Origin of the sequence: Paenibacillus anseongensis (genome assembly GCF_009757995.1) — a bacterium.
In the GTDB taxonomy this organism is placed as follows: Bacteria; Bacillota; Bacilli; order Paenibacillales; family NBRC-103111; genus Paenibacillus_E; species Paenibacillus_E chondroitinus.
The window spans coordinates 290,526-307,875 of record NZ_WSEM01000008.1 but is presented as its reverse complement, the minus strand read 5'-3'; the positions used below and the strand labels follow the sequence as shown (position 1 = coordinate 307,875).

General features: G+C 45.9%; 17 protein-coding genes. 15 read left to right on the top strand and 2 right to left on the bottom strand.

Annotated features, from left to right (window positions below; translation table 11 throughout):
- The first annotated feature begins 29 nt into the window (after positions 1 to 29).
- From GON05_RS09140 to GON05_RS09130, 3 genes are all read left to right on the top strand, one after another.
- A complete protein-coding gene (locus GON05_RS09140) occupies positions 30 to 1,298 on the top strand; it encodes an ABC transporter substrate-binding protein (RefSeq protein WP_157318868.1) in 1,269 nt (422 codons plus the stop codon).
- Positions 1,299 to 1,363: 65 nt separating this feature from the next.
- Positions 1,364 to 2,230 carry a carbohydrate ABC transporter permease gene (locus GON05_RS09135; RefSeq protein ID WP_157318867.1) on the top strand — a complete coding sequence of 289 codons (867 nt, stop codon included), beginning with the start codon at positions 1,364 to 1,366 and terminating at the stop codon, positions 2,228 to 2,230.
- Positions 2,230 to 3,051: a carbohydrate ABC transporter permease gene (locus GON05_RS09130; protein WP_157318866.1), complete on the top strand. Its 822-nt coding sequence runs from the start codon at positions 2,230 to 2,232 to the stop codon at positions 3,049 to 3,051. The genes GON05_RS09135 and GON05_RS09130 overlap by 1 nt, the downstream gene beginning before the upstream one ends.
- Positions 3,052 to 3,138: 87 nt before the next feature.
- On the opposite strand, the gene GON05_RS09125 is transcribed toward GON05_RS09130, so the two are convergent.
- Together GON05_RS09125 and GON05_RS09120 are read right to left on the bottom strand one after the other, a co-directional pair.
- Complete coding sequence (locus GON05_RS09125; RefSeq protein ID WP_181646235.1) at positions 3,139 to 3,708, bottom strand: YdeI/OmpD-associated family protein; 570 nt, start codon at positions 3,706 to 3,708, stop codon at positions 3,139 to 3,141.
- 4 nt (positions 3,709 to 3,712) lie between these two features.
- Positions 3,713 to 4,177: a VOC family protein gene (locus tag GON05_RS09120; RefSeq protein WP_157318864.1), complete on the bottom strand. Its 465-nt coding sequence runs from the start codon at positions 4,175 to 4,177 to the stop codon at positions 3,713 to 3,715.
- Between the two features lie 102 nt (positions 4,178 to 4,279).
- Here GON05_RS09120 and GON05_RS09115 point away from each other — a divergent pair, with 102 nt between their 5' ends.
- From GON05_RS09115 to GON05_RS09060, 12 genes are all read left to right on the top strand, one after another.
- Positions 4,280 to 5,221, top strand: a complete 942-nt coding sequence (locus tag GON05_RS09115; RefSeq protein WP_157318863.1) for a helix-turn-helix transcriptional regulator — start codon at positions 4,280 to 4,282, stop codon at positions 5,219 to 5,221.
- Positions 5,214 to 5,819 (top strand): pentapeptide repeat-containing protein, encoded by a 606-nt coding sequence (locus tag GON05_RS09110; protein ID WP_157318862.1) that lies wholly within the window; start codon positions 5,214 to 5,216, stop codon positions 5,817 to 5,819. The genes GON05_RS09115 and GON05_RS09110 overlap by 8 nt, the downstream gene beginning before the upstream one ends.
- A 141-nt stretch (positions 5,820 to 5,960) precedes the next feature.
- On the top strand, positions 5,961 to 7,058 hold the full coding sequence (locus tag GON05_RS09105; RefSeq protein ID WP_157318861.1) for a sugar ABC transporter substrate-binding protein: 1,098 nt from the start codon (positions 5,961 to 5,963) through the stop codon (positions 7,056 to 7,058).
- Positions 7,059 to 7,134: 76 nt separating this feature from the next.
- The gene (locus GON05_RS09100; protein WP_157319275.1) at positions 7,135 to 8,640 is read left to right on the top strand and encodes a sugar ABC transporter ATP-binding protein; all 1,506 of its coding nucleotides are present in this window, start codon (positions 7,135 to 7,137) and stop codon (positions 8,638 to 8,640) included.
- Position 8,641: 1 nt separating this feature from the next.
- Positions 8,642 to 9,628, top strand: a complete 987-nt coding sequence (locus tag GON05_RS09095; protein WP_157318860.1) for an ABC transporter permease — start codon at positions 8,642 to 8,644, stop codon at positions 9,626 to 9,628.
- Positions 9,629 to 10,132: 504 nt separating this feature from the next.
- A complete protein-coding gene (locus GON05_RS09090; RefSeq protein ID WP_181646234.1) occupies positions 10,133 to 10,732 on the top strand; it encodes a TetR/AcrR family transcriptional regulator in 600 nt (199 codons plus the stop codon).
- Positions 10,733 to 10,919: 187 nt separating this feature from the next.
- Positions 10,920 to 12,377: a 4-hydroxyphenylacetate 3-hydroxylase family protein gene (locus GON05_RS09085; RefSeq protein WP_157318858.1), complete on the top strand. Its 1,458-nt coding sequence runs from the start codon at positions 10,920 to 10,922 to the stop codon at positions 12,375 to 12,377.
- Positions 12,378 to 12,474: 97 nt separating this feature from the next.
- On the top strand, positions 12,475 to 13,632 hold the full coding sequence (gene ssuD / locus GON05_RS09080; protein ID WP_157318857.1) for an FMNH2-dependent alkanesulfonate monooxygenase: 1,158 nt from the start codon (positions 12,475 to 12,477) through the stop codon (positions 13,630 to 13,632).
- Between the two features lie 43 nt (positions 13,633 to 13,675).
- Positions 13,676 to 14,959 (top strand): acyl-CoA dehydrogenase family protein, encoded by a 1,284-nt coding sequence (locus GON05_RS09075; RefSeq protein WP_157318856.1) that lies wholly within the window; start codon positions 13,676 to 13,678, stop codon positions 14,957 to 14,959.
- Between the two features lie 47 nt (positions 14,960 to 15,006).
- Positions 15,007 to 15,900: a MetQ/NlpA family ABC transporter substrate-binding protein gene (locus GON05_RS09070; RefSeq protein ID WP_157318855.1), complete on the top strand. Its 894-nt coding sequence runs from the start codon at positions 15,007 to 15,009 to the stop codon at positions 15,898 to 15,900.
- 18 nt (positions 15,901 to 15,918) lie between these two features.
- Positions 15,919 to 16,689 carry a methionine ABC transporter ATP-binding protein gene (locus GON05_RS09065; RefSeq protein WP_157318854.1) on the top strand — a complete coding sequence of 257 codons (771 nt, stop codon included), beginning with the start codon at positions 15,919 to 15,921 and terminating at the stop codon, positions 16,687 to 16,689.
- Positions 16,682 to 17,347 carry a methionine ABC transporter permease gene (locus tag GON05_RS09060; protein WP_157318853.1) on the top strand — a complete coding sequence of 222 codons (666 nt, stop codon included), beginning with the start codon at positions 16,682 to 16,684 and terminating at the stop codon, positions 17,345 to 17,347. The genes GON05_RS09065 and GON05_RS09060 overlap by 8 nt, the downstream gene beginning before the upstream one ends.
- The last annotated feature ends 3 nt before the right edge of the window (positions 17,348 to 17,350 follow it).

The following is a 17,350-nucleotide window of genomic DNA, read 5'->3' as shown; positions in this document are numbered from 1 at the left end:
TATTCTTTTATAAAATGGAGGTTTCTTCGATGAAAAAAACAGTTACAACGATTTGTACAAGTGTCCTTGCTCTTTCCGTCCTAGCAGGCTGTGGTGGCGGGAAGACGAACAGTGAATCTGCTGCCAATCCGGCAACTTCAGCTGCATCCGGAGAGAAAGTGAAACTCGAGTTCTTCCAGAATAAAGCGGAAGCGAAAGCCTCCTTCGATGAGCTGGTGAAAAAGTTTAACGATGCGAATCCGAACATTGTCGTGACTCAAGTAAACCCGCCGGATGCGGAAACGGTTCTTAAAACGCGTGTTGCCAAAAAAGATGTGCCTGATGTTATTGGTCTCGGAGCAACGGATACGTATGCTCAGCTATCCAAGAGCGGATTATTTGCAGATTTTTCGAACGATTCTCTGACAGCCAATATCCAGCCTTCCTACATAAATATGTTGAAGAAACTGACAGGAAGCGATCAACTGAGCGCGATTCCTTATACAGCGAATGCAAGTGGTGTTATTTACAATAAAACGATGTTTAAAGAGTTGGGCCTAAGCGTTCCAAAAACCTGGGATGAATTGCTGGCTACTGCGCAAAAAGTGAAAGATGCCGGTAAAACTCCGATCTATTTGACGATCAAAGACTCCTGGACGGTGATGGTGCCATTTAACTCCTTGTCGACCAACATTCTGGGTATTGATTTCTATGATAAAAGATCCAAAGGCTCAGTGAAGTTTGACAGCCCGGAATTCCGTGAAGTAGCTGACAAGCAATTAAAGCTTCTGGATTTTGGTCAAAAAGATATGATGGGCAAGGGCTATAACGATGGTAACACGGCTTTCGCTAAAGGTGAATCTGCCATGTATCTGCAAGGGGTATGGGCTATTCCAGAAATCAAAAAAGCGAATCCTAGCATAGATTTGGGTGTATTCCCATTCCCGGCGACGAACGATCCGGCTAAAAATAAAGTTATTTCCGGTGTGGACACGCTGTTGACCATTTCCAAAAGCAGCAAGCATCCTGAAGAGGCCAAGAAATTTATTGAATTCATGCTGAAAACGGAAAACGTTCAAACTTACATTGATGAGCAAAAAGCGTTCTCTGCCGTGAAAAATGTGAATCAAACCGATGCCAGTGTGCAGGATCTGAATGCTTCATTCACGAGCGGCGCCATTGAAGACTTCTCCGATCACTACATTCCTGGTGCTGTTAAAGCGGATACGATTATCCAAAGCTACCTGCAGAAGAAAGATGTCAATGCTTATGTGAAACAATTTGATACCGAGTGGGATAAAGTTGCTAACCGCAAGTAAGCGCCGACACATATAGAAGAGAGCGCCGTAAGGTGCTCTCTCCCTATTTATAAAGGAGGTTCATCATGGTTTCAAAAAAAGCGGCGTATTACAGTATGGCAATACCAGCGTTGCTACTGTTTTTCGCTTTTCATACCTTTCCAGCTCTACAAGGCATTTATTACGCATTCACCAATTGGGATGGGTACAGTGAAGGGTACGATTTTATAGGTTTTAAGAATTTTATTAACCTTTTTCAAGATGACAATGTCATTAACTCCTATTTGTTTACGTTTAAATACGCTATCGTCGTTACCATACTCATTAATGTAATAAGCCTGCTCATTGCTCTAGGTCTTAATTCACGTATTAAATATCGTAATTTCTTTCGGGGTGTTTATTTTCTCCCTAACGTGCTTGGTGTACTTATTGTCAGTTATATCTTCAACTACCTATTTTCCAACGTTGTTCCTACCATGGGGGAGAAATTAGGAATCGAGTTTCTTTCCACCAACATCCTGGGAAATGAACAATGGGCATGGATCGGGATCGTGATTGTAGCTGTATGGCAAGGCATTGCGTTTAATACGATTCTATATCTCTCTGGACTTCAAACGATTCCACAAGATATCTATGAAGCCTCCTCTTTGGACGGGGCCGGTAAATGGCAGACGTTTTGGAAAATTACGTTTCCTATGATCTCCTCCTTTTTCACGATCAATATGGTACTTGCCATGAAGGGATCCCTGATGGTATTTGACCAGATCGTCGCATTGACAGGAGGCGGGCCTGGTCGCGCGACGCAGTCCATTGCTTTCTTGATTTATCAAGGCGGTTTCCAAGGCGGAGAATTTGCCTACCAATCCGCGAATGCCGTCATCTACTTTATCGTGATTGTCGTCATCTCTGTCCTACAGCTTAAATTTTTGCAGAAACGGGAGATGGAAGCCTAATGACCAAACACTCCACGAACTGGATCGTCACAACTTTGATCGCACTGGGATCATTGCTTATTTTGTTCCCTTTATATATGGCGGTTGCCATTGCTCTAAAGAATCCGGAGGAAATGGCGATATCAGTCTTTTCACTGCCGACAGGATTGCATTTTGAAAACTTCGCAAATGCCATTGAAGCGACCGACTTTTTCACGGCTTTTGGAAACAGCTTTGTGATCACTGTATGTTCCGTTGGTTTCATACTCTTGACCAATTCACTCGTTTCCTATGCGATTGCGCGAAATATGAACAACAAGTTCTTTAAAGGCTTATATTTTTATTTCATCAGTGCGATGTTCATTCCTTTTCAAATTATTATGCTTCCAATTGTAAAACTGACAACAAATTTGCATATGAACAATATGCCCGGATTAATTATTCTATATATCGTGTACGGACTTGCTTTTAACATTTTTGTGTATGTCGGGTATATCCGCACGATACCGATTGAATTGGAAGAAGCCGCTACGGTTGACGGTGCTTCCACGTATGGCACCTTCTGGCGCATTATATTTCCTCTTCTTGCACCGATTAATGCCACCATCGCCATTTTAAGCTGCTTGTCGACGTGGAATGATTTTATGCTGCCGCTTATTATTTTAGGCAAACCGGAATCCTACACGCTTCCTCTTGTGCAGTACGTGTTTCAAGGCCAATTCAGCACGGATTTCAACTTGGCTTTTGCCTCGTACCTGCTTGCGCTTGCCCCAATGGTCATCGTCTATCTGATTGCGCAAAAGTGGATTATTAATGGAATTACGCAAGGCGCTGTGAAGTAGAAAAAGATATAGAAAAAGGCAGTGTCCCTACTTCGGGCACTGCCATTTTTTTGATGGGCGTACATTCAGCTAAATTGCCTAGAGCGTCTAATTATCTAGTAGACGTCCTTGATCATTCCATTGACCGTACATGTTGTTTTCTCTAGTATTGGTTATAAATTTGTCTAATCTGCTACTGAACAATTCTGGCTGACTTTTAATGCTTTGTATGGTATCGATTCGAACTCTTCTATAAAGTTCTGGAAATGCCATGAAATTATCATATACTTGCTTTTCCTTTTTAAGCCTGATCTCTATCTCTTCATCTATTCTAAAAGAATTGTGATTCATATCAGGAAGAACCCTTCTTCCTTCGTTGCTCATTAACCCCAACTTCTCGAGGCGGCGGACCCGTTCTTTATTTAATTCAGTCCATGAACTTTTTTTAGTTCTAGGGGATAGTCTCTGAGCCAGCTCCGTTTCTGAAATCTTCTTCTTGACTCCATCGATCCATCCGAAGCACAAAGCTTCCTCGACAACGTCCAAATATAACAACACATCCGTGGTGGGCGTCATACTAACCAAGACCCAGCAGCACTTTTCAGATTTGCCATTGTTCTGCAGCCAATTTCTGAAATCTGCTCTCGATTTAACTGGAATAAAATTTTCAATTTTCACGGAGTTACCGTTTGCTGGAAATAACTTTATCGAGGAACTTATCTGCGTCACTATTAAACTTCCAAGAAACTCCAAACTTATCAACCAACATTCCGAAGCAGGAAGACCAAGGCATTTCTGATAATGGCATGATAACATGACCACCTACAGACAAATTAGCAAAGTAATTTTCTAGTAGCTGCGTATCATCGATAACGATAGTAATCAGGATATTGTTGCCTTTAACCAACTCGCCCGTTACACGCTTCATCGAAGGGAGAATATCCGACATCATGATTTTACCGCCTGCAAATTCGATGGAAGACTCCATAATCATAGTTAATTCATTTTCTGGCAATGGATAGTTGGGATCTTGCGGGAAATCGCTGAATCTTACTTTTTTTACCTCGGTTGCATGTAAAGCCTTCGAATAAAATTCAATAGCTTGTTCTGCGATTCCATCAAAGTTTAAATAGGCAATAGCTGCCATAAAACCACTCCTCTTTCTTGTGATAAATGAAGTATACTAGATAAGTGGTGACATACGTATGTCACCTTTTTAAAATAAAGGAACAAAAATTAAGGGGGAAATATGGAGAAGGTTGAGAGATTATTATCGATCATCATGATATTGCTGAAAAAAGATATCGTTTCAACAAAAGTATTTGCACAATTATTTAACGTTTCCAAAAGAACGATTCTTCGAGATATGGAAACCCTGAGTTTATCAAACATCCCGATCTATTCGGTCAATGGAATTCATGGCGGCTACGGTATTATGGATGAATACAAGGTGGATAAACGTCTTTTAAGCAACTCGGATTTGGAGAATATATTGACTGCTCTAGGTGGATTGGAACAAATTCTGATTAGCGAAGAAGTTGAAGTGACTATAAAAAAAATAGAAGCCATGGTTAGCCCATTATCTCCGAAAGGTTCAATCCAACTGTCCTTTTATGAATGGGAGGGAAGGTCTGAGATACTTCAAACCTTGAAGATATGCCAAGAATCGATATTAAAGAAAAGGTTGGTAACCTTTGACTATATAGATAAAAATGGATCCACAACGAATAGAGTTGTCGAGCCCTATCAGCTTCATTTTAGTGAATCGAGCTGGTATCTGAAAGGATTTTGTTTACATCGACAGAGTTATAGAACCTTTAAATTATCCAGGATCGATCATCTTCTTATGGACGAAAATACCTTTAACCCTAGAGATTATTTATTGGAACAAGAACATGAAGCAAGTTATCAACCGGAACTTGTCGCTATTAAAGCGTTGATTTCACCGAGCATAAAAGATAAACTTCTTGAAAGATACGGTCGAAAGAGCATTGAAGCCTATAGTTCTGAATACTTTTTGGCGACCATTTATGTTCCTCAAAATAGTATTGGCTTTCAATTTTTAGCGAGCTTCGGGACAAATCTGGAAATCGTAGAGCCGAAGGCCTATGTTGAAGAGTTTCGAGATTATTTGAAAGAAATGATAGAGAGGTATACGTTAAAAGATTTAAAGGAGGATTACTATGTTTGAACATATCAATCAAAGTTATGAAGGAATAGACTTTAGCAATCAAGATTTAAGGTATGGGGAGCTAATCAGCTGCACTTTTCATCGGTGCAAATTTGCTAACGGATCGTTAGAGGAGATTACAACGAGGAACTGCCGTTTTGTCGAATGTAATTTTCGGGGGGCCTCGTTAAATAGCTCCGTTCATAAGGAATCCGCGTTTGAGAATTGTAATTTTATCGAAGCCAATTTATTTGTTGCGAAGTTTGAAACCTGCAAAATGACAGGTTCAGATTTCTCCAGTGCCCAATTGGATGGAATCACCATCTTCCAAGGAGATTGGTCTTATACGAATTTGAGAAGTGCCAGATTGGTTAAGCAAGATTTACGTGGAATTAAATTTTTAGAATCAGATTTAACGGAAGCCAATTTAGAAAAAGCCGACTTAAGAAATTGTGATCTTACGAGAACATTGTTAGCTAGAGCGAAATTGCAGGGAGCTGACGTAAGGGGAGCTAAGATGGATGGCGTGGATTTCAAAAGCATTACGCTCAAGGGGTTACGAATGGATACAGAACAGGCCGTGTTGTTCGCAATCTCGCATGGAGCCAAAGTGAATTGATCAATGGACAAATTTTAATGAAAACTATTGACGAGATATTCAACCGATGCTAATATAAATTAATTCCTAGTGGATAACTTGGTATATTTTATCCGACAATTGATAGGGGAAATAGGAGAAGTAAGGATCGGGAGGGTAATCATGAAAAAAACAAGATTGGTCAGTTTATTTGTTATTTTAGCTGTGTTCGGTAGTTTGCTTGCAGCCTGCGGACAAAAAGAGAGCAGCAGTGCGACAGCAAGCCCAGCGGCAAGCGCGAAAGCAACGGAAGCGGCGAAAGGTGCTGCGGATTTAAGCGGAAAGAAAATTGCACTTATTATGCAATTCAATACAGGCACGTTCTCATCTCAATATGTTGAAGGTGTGAAAGAGCAAGTGGAAAAACTAGGCGGGAAAGTTACGGTATTCGTTGCTGATACGGACCTTGCCAAAATGGCTTCCAATCTGGATGCAGCCATTAACCAAAAATTTGATGGTATTTTGATCGACCATGGAACGGCTGAAGCACTTGAGGCTGGCGTGAAAAAAGCTGTCGAGAAGAAAATTCCAGTTGTTAGTTTCGATTCTATCCTCACTGTGCCAGGCGTAACTTCCCTGGAGCAAGGCGACCAAAAAATGGCTGAAGCAACTTTGGAGCAGTTGGCTAAAGATGCGGGCGGCAAAGGAAATATCGTGAAAGTATGGGTTGCCGGTTTCGCCCCGATGGAGCGCAGACAAGAAGCTTACCAGGCTTTCCAGAAGAAATATCCGGATATTAAAGAAGTAGCGGCATTCGGAACGGCCAAAGACCCTGCTTTGGATACTCAAACCCAAATGGAAGCGATTCTTAAAAAGTATCCGAACAAAGGCGATATTACAGCGGTATGGGCAGCTTGGGATGAGTTTGCCAAAGGTGCTACTCGTGCGATTCAACAAGCAGGCCGTACGGAAATTAAAGTATACGGTATCGACCTTAGCGATGAAGATTTGCAGCTTCTGCAAGATCCAAAAAGCCCTTGGGTAGCATCTGCTGCCGTAGATCCAAAAGATATCGGGCGCGTTCAAGTCCGTTACTTGTACCAAAAGCTGCATGGTGATCAAACGCCAGAGAAAGTTGTTTTGGATCCTGTGTATGTTTCCAGAGAGCAACTGCCGAAAGACAAACAAGTGAATACAACGCAGCTTAGCGAATATGTAAAAGGCTGGGGCGGAAGCCAACAAGGCTACACGGATTGGTTGAAAGCAGCAGAAAAAAAATAATCGGAACAAATGGGGTCCCATCGCCAAATCTGCGATGGGACTTTCAGATTGCTAAGAGAGGTGAAGGCGGATGTCGATGAAGGATAGCGCAGTTTTATTACAAATGAGTGGCATCTCCAAATCGTTTGCCGGTGTGAAGGCGCTGCAGGAGGTTCATTTTGACCTGCATGCAGGTGAAATTCACGCCTTGTTAGGTGCGAATGGAGCTGGGAAGAGCACATTGATGAAGGTTTTGTCCGGTGCCTACACGTACGACATCGGTCAAATTGCCATAGGCGGTGAGACGCTAACGATCCAAACGCCTAAGGAAGCGATGGCTCAGGGCGTCTATTGCGTCTATCAAGAAGTGGATACCGCGCTGGTTCCTGAGCTTACTGTCACCGAAAACGTGATGATGGACCGAATGGTTCATGGCGGCGCTTGGGTTAGCTGGCGCAAGCTGCATAGCGAAGCTGAAGCGATTCTTGCTAAGATCGGCGCAACGTTTTCAGTGCGGCGCAAAGTGGATGAGCTGAGCATTTCGCAGAAGCAGCTTGTTTTGATTGCCAGAGCGATGGCGCACAAGGCGAAGATCATGATCTTCGATGAGCCGACGGCCCCTCTCAGTCTGGAGGAATCAGAGCGGCTATTCCAGATTATGGATAGCCTGAAGCAGGAGGGGGTGGGAATTGTCTTCATCTCCCACCGTTTGCAGGAAGTGTTCCGGGTGTCTGACCGGATCACGATCATGCGCGACGGCCGCCAGGTGCTCACGCAGGCGGCCGCTGCCATGGACATCGCCGGCGTGATCGAGGCGATGCTGGGCAAGACCTTCACCGAGGAGTTTCCCAAAGCCAATGTGCCCATTGGCGAAACGCTCCTCGAGGTGAAGGATCTGCGCCGCGGTACGAAGGTGCGCGGCGTCAGCTTTGCCCTCCGCCGAGGTGAAATCCTCGGCGTCGTGGGGTTGGTCGGCGCCGGCAAGACGGAGCTGAGCCGGCTGATCTTCGGCGCCGATGCCGCGGACGGCGGCGAGGTGTGGCTCAGCGGCCGCAAGCTTGCGCTGCGCCAGCCGGAGGATGCCGTGCGCGCCGGCATCGCGCTTGTGCCCGAGGAGCGCCGCAAGCAGGGCGTCCTCGTCGAGGAGACCGTGAAGCGCAATCTGTCGCTGCCGATATTGCGCAAGCTGAGCTCGCTGGGCTTCGTGCGGCAGCGCGAGGAAAGTGAACACGCCGCGAAGATGGTGGCGCAGCTCGGCGTGCAGCCGGGCGACCCGAACCGCGTCGTCAAACATTTGAGCGGAGGCAACCAGCAGAAGGTTGCCGTAGGCAAATGGCTGCCGACGAATGCCGACGTCTATATGTTTGACGAGCCGACCAAAGGTGTTGACGTTGGCGCGAAAAGCGATATTTTCCGCCTCATCGGGCAGCTGGCAACAGAAGGCAAAGGCATTATTTATTTATCTTGCGAGCTAAATGAAATTATAGGAATTGCTGATCGCATTATAGTGATGAGTTATGGTTCAGTCGTGAAGGAGCTCACCCGAGAGGAAGCGACGCAGGATCTCATTTTAACATATGCGAGTGCGGGGGAGGCCGAATAACATGAAAGAAAAAAGCTTGGATTTTTCCTTTAAATATGGCGCATTATTCATTATTGCTTTGGTCATCGTCGTTTTTTCGATTATTAATGAGAATTTCATGACCTATGATAATATCGCCGATATTCTGCGGTCCATTTCTATTGTTATGTTCGTTGCTATCGGAGTGACGTTATCGCAAATTGTAGACGGCTTTGACTTGTCCGTAGGCTCGACGGTTTCGTTGGCGACGGTAGGTGCGGCGGCGTTGATGGTCTGGTACCAACAGCCTTTGATTATTGTCATTATTGTTCCGATTATTATTGGAGCCGTTATTGGGCTTTTGAATGCACTCCTGATTGTGAAGGTGCGGATTCCGGATTTGCTCGCGACTTTGGCTGTGATGTACATCATTGGCGGTGTCCAAAAGACCTATACCAAAGGTTTCTCCATCTATAACAATATGCGTTTCCAAGATGGGACCGTAGCCAAAGGTAAATTCACACCGGAGTTTCTATGGATTGGCCAAGGCAAGCTGCTCGGGGTGCCTGTGCCGGTTATTCTCATGCTGGTGGCTGTAATCGCCGTTCATATTTTTCTGACATATACGCGTTGGGGTCGGCAAATGTACATGACAGGCGGAAATCGCGAAGCTGCCCGTTTATCAGGCATTTCCGTGAATAAAATCCGTCTGGCTGCGTACGTGCTATCGGGGATTTTTGCCGCGTTCGGAGGGATCCTCTATGCTTCTCGTGTAGGTTCCGGTCAAATTGACGCGGGTGCTCCATTACTGATGGAAGCTGTTGCTTCCGTATTTGTGGGTTATTCCGTGCTTGGTGCTGGAAAGCCGAATGTAATCGGGACGTTTTTTGGAGCGGTTTTGATCGGCATTTTGCTGAATGGTTTGACGATGCTGAATGTCCCTTATTTTGGCTTCGACATTGTCAAAGGCGGCGTGCTGGTGCTTGCTTTAGCGATTACGTTTGTTCATTTAAATCGCAAGAAAGCGTAAGAGGTTAGCTCTTACGCCAATTGCCTCAGTAACGCTGGATTTATAGCGGCGCTGGTGTTCCTCACCCGGAAATTAGCTCCTACCGGGCTCTTAACAAGCTGAACGATAGAGGAGAAGTTATCTCCTCCAACGATTCCTCCCCAGTGGGAACTACAGGGTGCTATTTCATCGAAATAGCGCCCTTTTCGCGTGGAAGGGAACTGAGGGCCGCTATTTGTCCGTTTTCTTAAAGAAAACGGGTTTAGGCGGGCAAATAAGGTCCTGTAGTTCCGCTGAACGCGGAAACGGGCTGAATTTGCTAGCATAGCGGCCTGTAGTTCCTCTAAGGAGGCCGACGAAGTCATGATCACTGTTAAATTACATAATTCCAATTGATTAACTATGAATTATATTCTATGATAACATATAACAAATTCAGGAAAGGAACATAATTCCAGGAAATGTCCGTTATCGGACAAAATTTGCTAAAGTGTCGACTATTTATATGTAAAAGGGGAGATGAGCATGACTACTTTACGATCAGATCGCCGAGTTCATAAAACGAGACAACATATTACCCATGCATTCTTGACGCTTTGTGATAAGAGGGATTTCGAGGACATTGTCGTGAGGGATATTACAGATGCTGCGGATATTAGTCGATCCACCTTTTATACCCATTTTCAAGACAAATACGATCTGCTTGAACAAATCATAAAAGATAAGCTTGTTGAGTTATTCCGGTTATACGAAAACAATAAAACGCAAATATTGAGATATGTACCGCATCATGAAGTCCCTGATCCCTACTTCCTGCTGCTTTTCATGCACTTGTCCGAGCAAGCAACCATTTATCGTGTTCTGCTCTTCCGGTTGCCACATTCACGGTTTGAAGATCGTATGAGTGAAACGATCCAGCACACGATAGGTCAAAGGGTTGATAATAATCGAATGGACCAGAAACAGCCGATTCCATTGGATATTTTGCTGGTAAGCATGGCATCTTGGATTGTTGGTATGATCTTAAACTGGTTAAAACAAGGGATGATTTATTCACCCAACTATATGGCAATTCAACTAAGCAGAATAGCATCAATTGGCTTCTATCAGGCTATGAGTTTATAGGTGCACAATTGAATGGATTGTGTTTGGTTTGATGAAATAAACGAGTCAAAATGATTCAATATGTCCGAAAAGCTTCATTTTATCCCTTTTTGTTTGTTGACTGGGCTGCGTTGGATGGATATGATGAAGTCAATACCTGAGTTAATTCATCGGAATTATGGAATTTCGAAAAGGTAGGAGTGAGAGCTTGAGAGGCGAAAGGTTTATAAAAAGTTTGAATGATGGGCGAACGGTATGGTTGGGTGGCAATAAAGTCACTCATCTCGACACGCATCCTGCCTTTCGCGGAACATTATCAACAATACGAGGTTTATTTGATTCGCTTGACGACCCCGAGCTTCGAGATCAGGTAGGTTATCGAATCAAGGGCAGGGAGGCTTATGCCCACAGTTCCTTCCTTGTTCCCTATACCCCGGAGCAGCTTGCAAAGAGAAGCCAATCCTTTGCCTTTTGGTCCAAAGAATGCAATGGCATGATGAGCCGGCTCTCTGACTATGCCCGTTCTTTCATCACCGGATGGTATGCTGCACGCCACGAGCTCGATCGATTAGAACCGGGTTTTGCACAAAAAATTACGGCTTACTATGAAACGGCCAGGGACAACGATCTTTTTTTGACGACAGCCATCATTGATCCCCAAATTGACAGATCGAGCGGATTGGACGATAACAGAATCGCATCCCGTTTTCTGCATGTGGTTAGGGAGACAAGCGAGGGAATTGTAGTCAGAGGAGCTAAAATGATTGCGACTGGTGCGCCGTATACGCATGACTTTGTTATTTTCTCCTTTCTCAAATTGGAACAAGCCCATAGAGAGCATGCTCATGTCCTAATAGTGCCAGCGAATTCTGCAGGACTTCATATCGTTTGCCGGCAATCCTATGCGAGCGATAAAGCGCATGATGCCCCACTTAGCGCAAGATATGACGAAATGGATGCCGTCTTGTTCTTCGATAATGTTTTGATTCCTTGGGAACGCGTACTCATGTACGGCGATGCGGATAAGGTCATGGCGCTTAGGGCGAATACGACGGCAAATGCACTAGCGTTTCATCAGAATGTCGTGCGCTATGTTGCGAAGCTCGAATTTATTACCGGCGTTACATTTGCTGTTGCGGAAGCGATTGGTGTAGGCGGGTTTCTCCACATTCAAGAGAAGCTTGGCGAGTTGTTGACGCAAATCGATACCATGAAGGCGCTTGTCATTGCTTCTGAGGCACAAGCCAAATATGATGAGAATGGCGTTTTGGTTCCAGAGCTGTCCTATATAAACACGGCCAGAAATATAGGGACAAAATTTTATCCACGTGCTGTTGAGATTTTACAGCAGATTGGCGGTGGCGGGTTTGTTCAAGTCCCCTCTAGTATTGAAGATTTCTATGGCACCATATCTGAGTTAATGAGCGAGTACTTCGAGGGAGCCACTGTCAGCGCTGAGAAAAAGGTGCAGTTGTTCAAGCTCGCCTGGGATTTGGTGGGGAGCCCGCTTGGTTCCAGACATGAACTGTATGAGAGATTTTACGCCGGGGATCCTGTACGAGGTTTTGCGAATCAATATTTGACTCACGATAAAGAAAGTTTAACCGCTCCGATTTGGAAACTCATTAAAGAGTCGGCAAAGCGGGGAGCTGCGAATGGAAGTTAATTGATTATACGTATTGTCAACCGGACAACCGGAGACCTTCTGCCATATAAGGCGGATTAGGTCTCCTTTTTAATTTGATGAAAGGATGGATTGTAAAATGGAAATTTTCTGGTTTATACCGACACATGGAGACGGACGATACTTGGGCACGGGAGAGGGAGCAAGAGAGGTAGATTTGGACTATGCTACCCAGATTGCCAAGGCGGCTGACACGCTTGGCTTCAGCGGCGTATTGCTGCCAACCGGAAGATCATGCGAGGATGCTTGGGTAACAGCCTCTGCGTTAATCCCGGCTACAAAGCGGTTAAAGTTTCTTATCGCCCTGAGGCCAGGTCTGATGTCACCTACTTTATCGGCAAGGATGGCGGCCACATTTGACAGGTTGTCCCAAGGGAGATTGCTCATCAATATCGTTACCGGCGGAGATACCTCCGAAGCAAGAGGCGACGGACTGCTGCTTGATCATGATACTCGTTATGAGCTTACCGATGAGTATTTGACGATCTGGAGACAGCTTATGCAGGGGAAGCAGATCGACTTTGATGGATCTCATATCACGGTGGAAAATGCCAAAATTTTATATCCGCCGGTTCAAACGCCTTACCCGCCACTTTATTTTGGAGGTTCATCGCCTGTCGCTCAGCAAATCGCTGCGGATCATGTGGATGTATATCTAACGTGGGGTGAGACGCCTAAACAAGTCAAAGAAAAAATCGAGACAGTTCGGGAGCTCGCTGCAAAAAGTGGAAGGAAAGTTCGCTTCGGAATAAGGCTGCATGTCATTGTCCGAGAAACGGAAGAGGAGGCTTGGGCGGCTGCAGACCGTTTAATTTCGAACTTGGATGACGCGACAATTGCTAAAGCACAAGCGTCCTTCGCCAAAATGGACTCCGTCGGTCAAAGGCGGATGTCAGAGCTGCACGGAGGGGATCGCAGCAAGCTGGAGATCAGCCCTAATCTCTGGGCAGGTGTCGGCCTCGTCAGAGGCGGGGCAGGGACGGCATTGGTCGGCGATCCGGACACGGTGGCGGAGCGGATGTTGGAGTACCGTGAGCTGGGGATAGAGACGTTCATTATGTCCGGATATCCTCACCTGGAAGAAGCCTACCGAGTGGAAGAGCTGCTTTTTCCCAAACTTCCACTGAGCAACAGGGAGGCGCCAAAAGAGAAATATGCGTTCGTCAGTCCATTTGGCGAAATGGTTGCCAACGATATTTTACCGAATGCGGATAATAGGTCGCTAGCATCCTCTTGAAAGCTTGAGGGCAACGTATAGATTGGGAACAAGGAGGAGGAAAATGGGAAGAACCGAAGGTGTTTGGGGCGGTAGCCCGTCGGACAACTACGAGAAACTGGCTGAGCGTTTCCGGCCGACCTTTCAACAAATTCGCGAAGGGGCTGTTGATCGGGAAAGGAGCCGTAAACTTTTACATGAAGAGATGGAGTGGCTGAGGGAGTGCGGCTTCGGGACCGTTCGCATTTCGCAGGAGGATGGCGGGTTCGGTGCTACGCTTCCGGAATTATTTGGACTGCTGATCGAGTTGTCAGAAGCGGATTCCAACGTCACACAAGCGCTGCGGATCCATTTCGGCTTCGTCGAAAGAGTATTAAACTTGCCGGATGGAGAACGAAAGCAACGATGGTTAAAGCGTATTGCAGGCGGTGCAATTGTCGGGAATGCTTTGACGGAGATCGGAGAAAACAAGGTGGGAAGCTACGCAACTACGTTGTCCGAGACGGAGGATCGGCTTCGTTTAAATGGGGTTAAATATTACTCCACAGGCACGATTTATGCGGATTGGATCGTAGTTAGCGCGACGGCTGGAAAAGACGACATCGTCTCAGCTATGGTTTCAGCTGCTGCGGAAGGCGTCGACATTGTCGATGATTGGGCTGGCTTTGGGCAAACGCTGACAGGCAGCGGCACGACGAAGTTCGTTAATACACCGGTCGAGAGAGAGGATGTATTCGACCGAGAAACCTACACCAAGTATGGCACCGCGTTTGCCCAAATGGTTCATCTTGCAACGCTGTCTGGCATATCCAGAGCAGCTGCGAGGGATGTTGCAGGTGCGGTTGCTGAACGGCGGAGAACGTACTCGCACGCATCAGCTGCCCGGGCAGGCGAAGATCCTCAAGTGCTGCAAGTTGTTGGACGTACGCACAGTCAGGCTTACGCTGCGGGTGCGATCGTGCTGAAGGCGGCCGAAGCTGTGCAGCGCGCGTACGATGCCCAGTCTTCGGAAGACGCCGGATACGCGGATCGGGTGAATGTCGAAGCGGAGGTGGAAGTAGCTCAAGCGCAGACGATTGTCGCGAGACTGGTACTTGAGGCCACTGCCGCAATTTTCGATGCGCTGGGCGCTTCGGCAACAGACAGATCGAAGGCGCTTGATCGCTATTGGCGGAATGCCCGGACGATCGCTTCACATAACCCCTTAATCTATAAAGAACGTATTATAGGTGATTACGTTGTTAACGGCATGCGGCCGCCATTCGCTTGGCAAACAGGAATAGGCGAACCATCAAATACCGACCAGACAACTGGGGACAATGACGTTGGGCTGAAGCCGCCGTCCTAGTCTCTTTTTTTATATAAAATATCAGATTAAAGGAGTGGTAAAAAAAGATGAAAAAACCAGCCATACGCACCACCATGTTCGTTATCCTCGCCCTCACGTTCCTTCTTGCGGCTTGCTCGAAAACGGATAAGGCAAGCACGAACGCTGCTGCTCAGCCTGCTGCCAGCTCGAAAGCTGCAGCGACCGCTAATCCCGAAGATAAGGTGATTCATCATGTGATGAGTGATGCGGGGTTCAACGGAGAGATTGTCAAAATATTAAAAGCGGAACTAGCCAAGGACGGTTATTCGCTTGACTATGTGATTGTAAACGACATTATCCAACCCAATAAAATCGTCAACGAAGGCCAGGCGGATACGAATTCGTTTCAGCACGAAGCGTATTTTGATCAATTCGTAAAGGATCAGGGCCTCAAGAATATCACGAGAGCTTTTTATACAACGTTCACCCCTTCAGGCTTGTACTCTAAGAAATATAAATCTTTCAAAGACGTTCCCGACGGCGCAATCATCGGTATTCCTGTCGATCCCGCAAACAATGGACGCGCGCTATTCATGCTTCGTGATCTGGGACTGCTGAAATTGAAGGATGGCGTGGATGTCATCCATGCGACGCTGAAAGACATTACGGATAATCCGCATAAGTACAAATTTAAAGAAGTCGACCAATTAATGCTGCAGAGGACGCTTGACGACGTTGACGTAGGTTTCTTGTTTGCCGGAACTGCGGTTCAGATTGGTTATAAACCAAAACAGGATGCTTTGGCGTTGGAGACAGGAAAAGACTTGCCTTATAAAGGAATCGTGGCAGTGAATAACAAGCTAATAGGCACTCCCAAAGTCAAAGCGCTGCAAAAAGCTTACGAGAGCCAGGCAATAAAAGATTTTTATAAGGAAAAATACGGAGATGCCATTGAAACATTGGAAAGTTTGAATAAATGACGAAGGGGAGGGTTGTCCATGATCACCCTGCAAAATATAAGCAAAACGTTCACCACTGCCGGAGGACCGCTGCATGCGGTATCCTCCGCTTCGCTGCAAATTGAAGAAGGCGATATTTATGGACTGATCGGGTTTAGTGGAGCGGGGAAGTCCACTCTGCTGCGTACGATCAATTTGTTGGAGCGGCCTGACGAAGGCAATGTCATCGTTGACGGCGAGGAATTGACGAAACTTCAGCTGCGCGAACTGCGGAAGAAAAGACTCTCGATTGGCATGATCTTTCAGCATTTCAATTTGCTTAACAATTTAAATGTGTATGACAATGTGAGCTTCCCGCTTGAAATTGCCAAGGTGCCCAAGGCCGAACGGCATAAACGCATTGAGAGCTGCCTCGAAATGGTCGGCTTAACCGACAAGGCAAAGGCGTACCCAGCGAAGCTGAGCGGAGGTCAGAAGCAGCGGGTTGCAATTGCCCGGGCGCTGGCCAACAACCCGAAAATTCTACTGTGCGACGAGCCGACTTCTTCGGTTGACCCCCAGACGACAGGCAGTATTTTGGCTGCATTGAAGGAAATTAATCGCAATCTGGGCATCACAATTGTCATTGTTACTCATGAGATGAACGTTGTGAAAGCAATCTGCAATAAAGTAGCGGTCATGGAGCATGGGAAAATTGTGGAGAAATTTGATTTGAGCGAAAAAAATATCGTACCTCAATCCAACATCGCACAGTATTTGTTCAACAACGAAATCTCGCTGGAGAGAGAACTGGAGGCCAACTATGTTTAATAACATAGCAACTGCTTGGCCCGAGCTTATTGAGGCGCTGTTGGAAACACTATACATGCTTATTTTGACAATTCCAATCGCCGTTGCCATCGGTACACCGCTAGGAACAATCTTATTCCTGACACGGCCCGACTCTTTTCTCAAATGGCCCAAGTTTTATCTCATTCTGAATGGATTCGTCAACCTGATTCGTTCGTTTCCTTTTTTAATCCTGATGATTGCGATCATTCCTTTTACCCGGCTTGTCGTCGGAACGGCGCTTGGTACAACAGCGGCCACCGTGCCGATGATCATCAATGCGGTACCTTATTTTGCGAGATTTATCGAGCAAATTTTGCTGGAAGTCAATCGTGGTGTGGTAGAAGCAGCTGAGTCGATGGGGGCAAGTAAATTCCAGATCGTTTGGAAAGTGTTATATACGGAAGCCCGTTCCGGTATTGCAAATGCGATTACGATTGTTACCGTCAGCTTCCTCTCCTACTCTACAGTTGCGGGACTAGTCGGCGGCGGCGGCATCGGTGACTTTGCCATCCGGTATGGATACTACCGGTACCAAACGGATGTAATGTTCGTTACGATCGTCATTATGGTGCTGTTCGTTCAAGTTTTTCAATTCACTGGCAACTATATTGTACGCAAACTGGATAAACGGTTGTAAAGA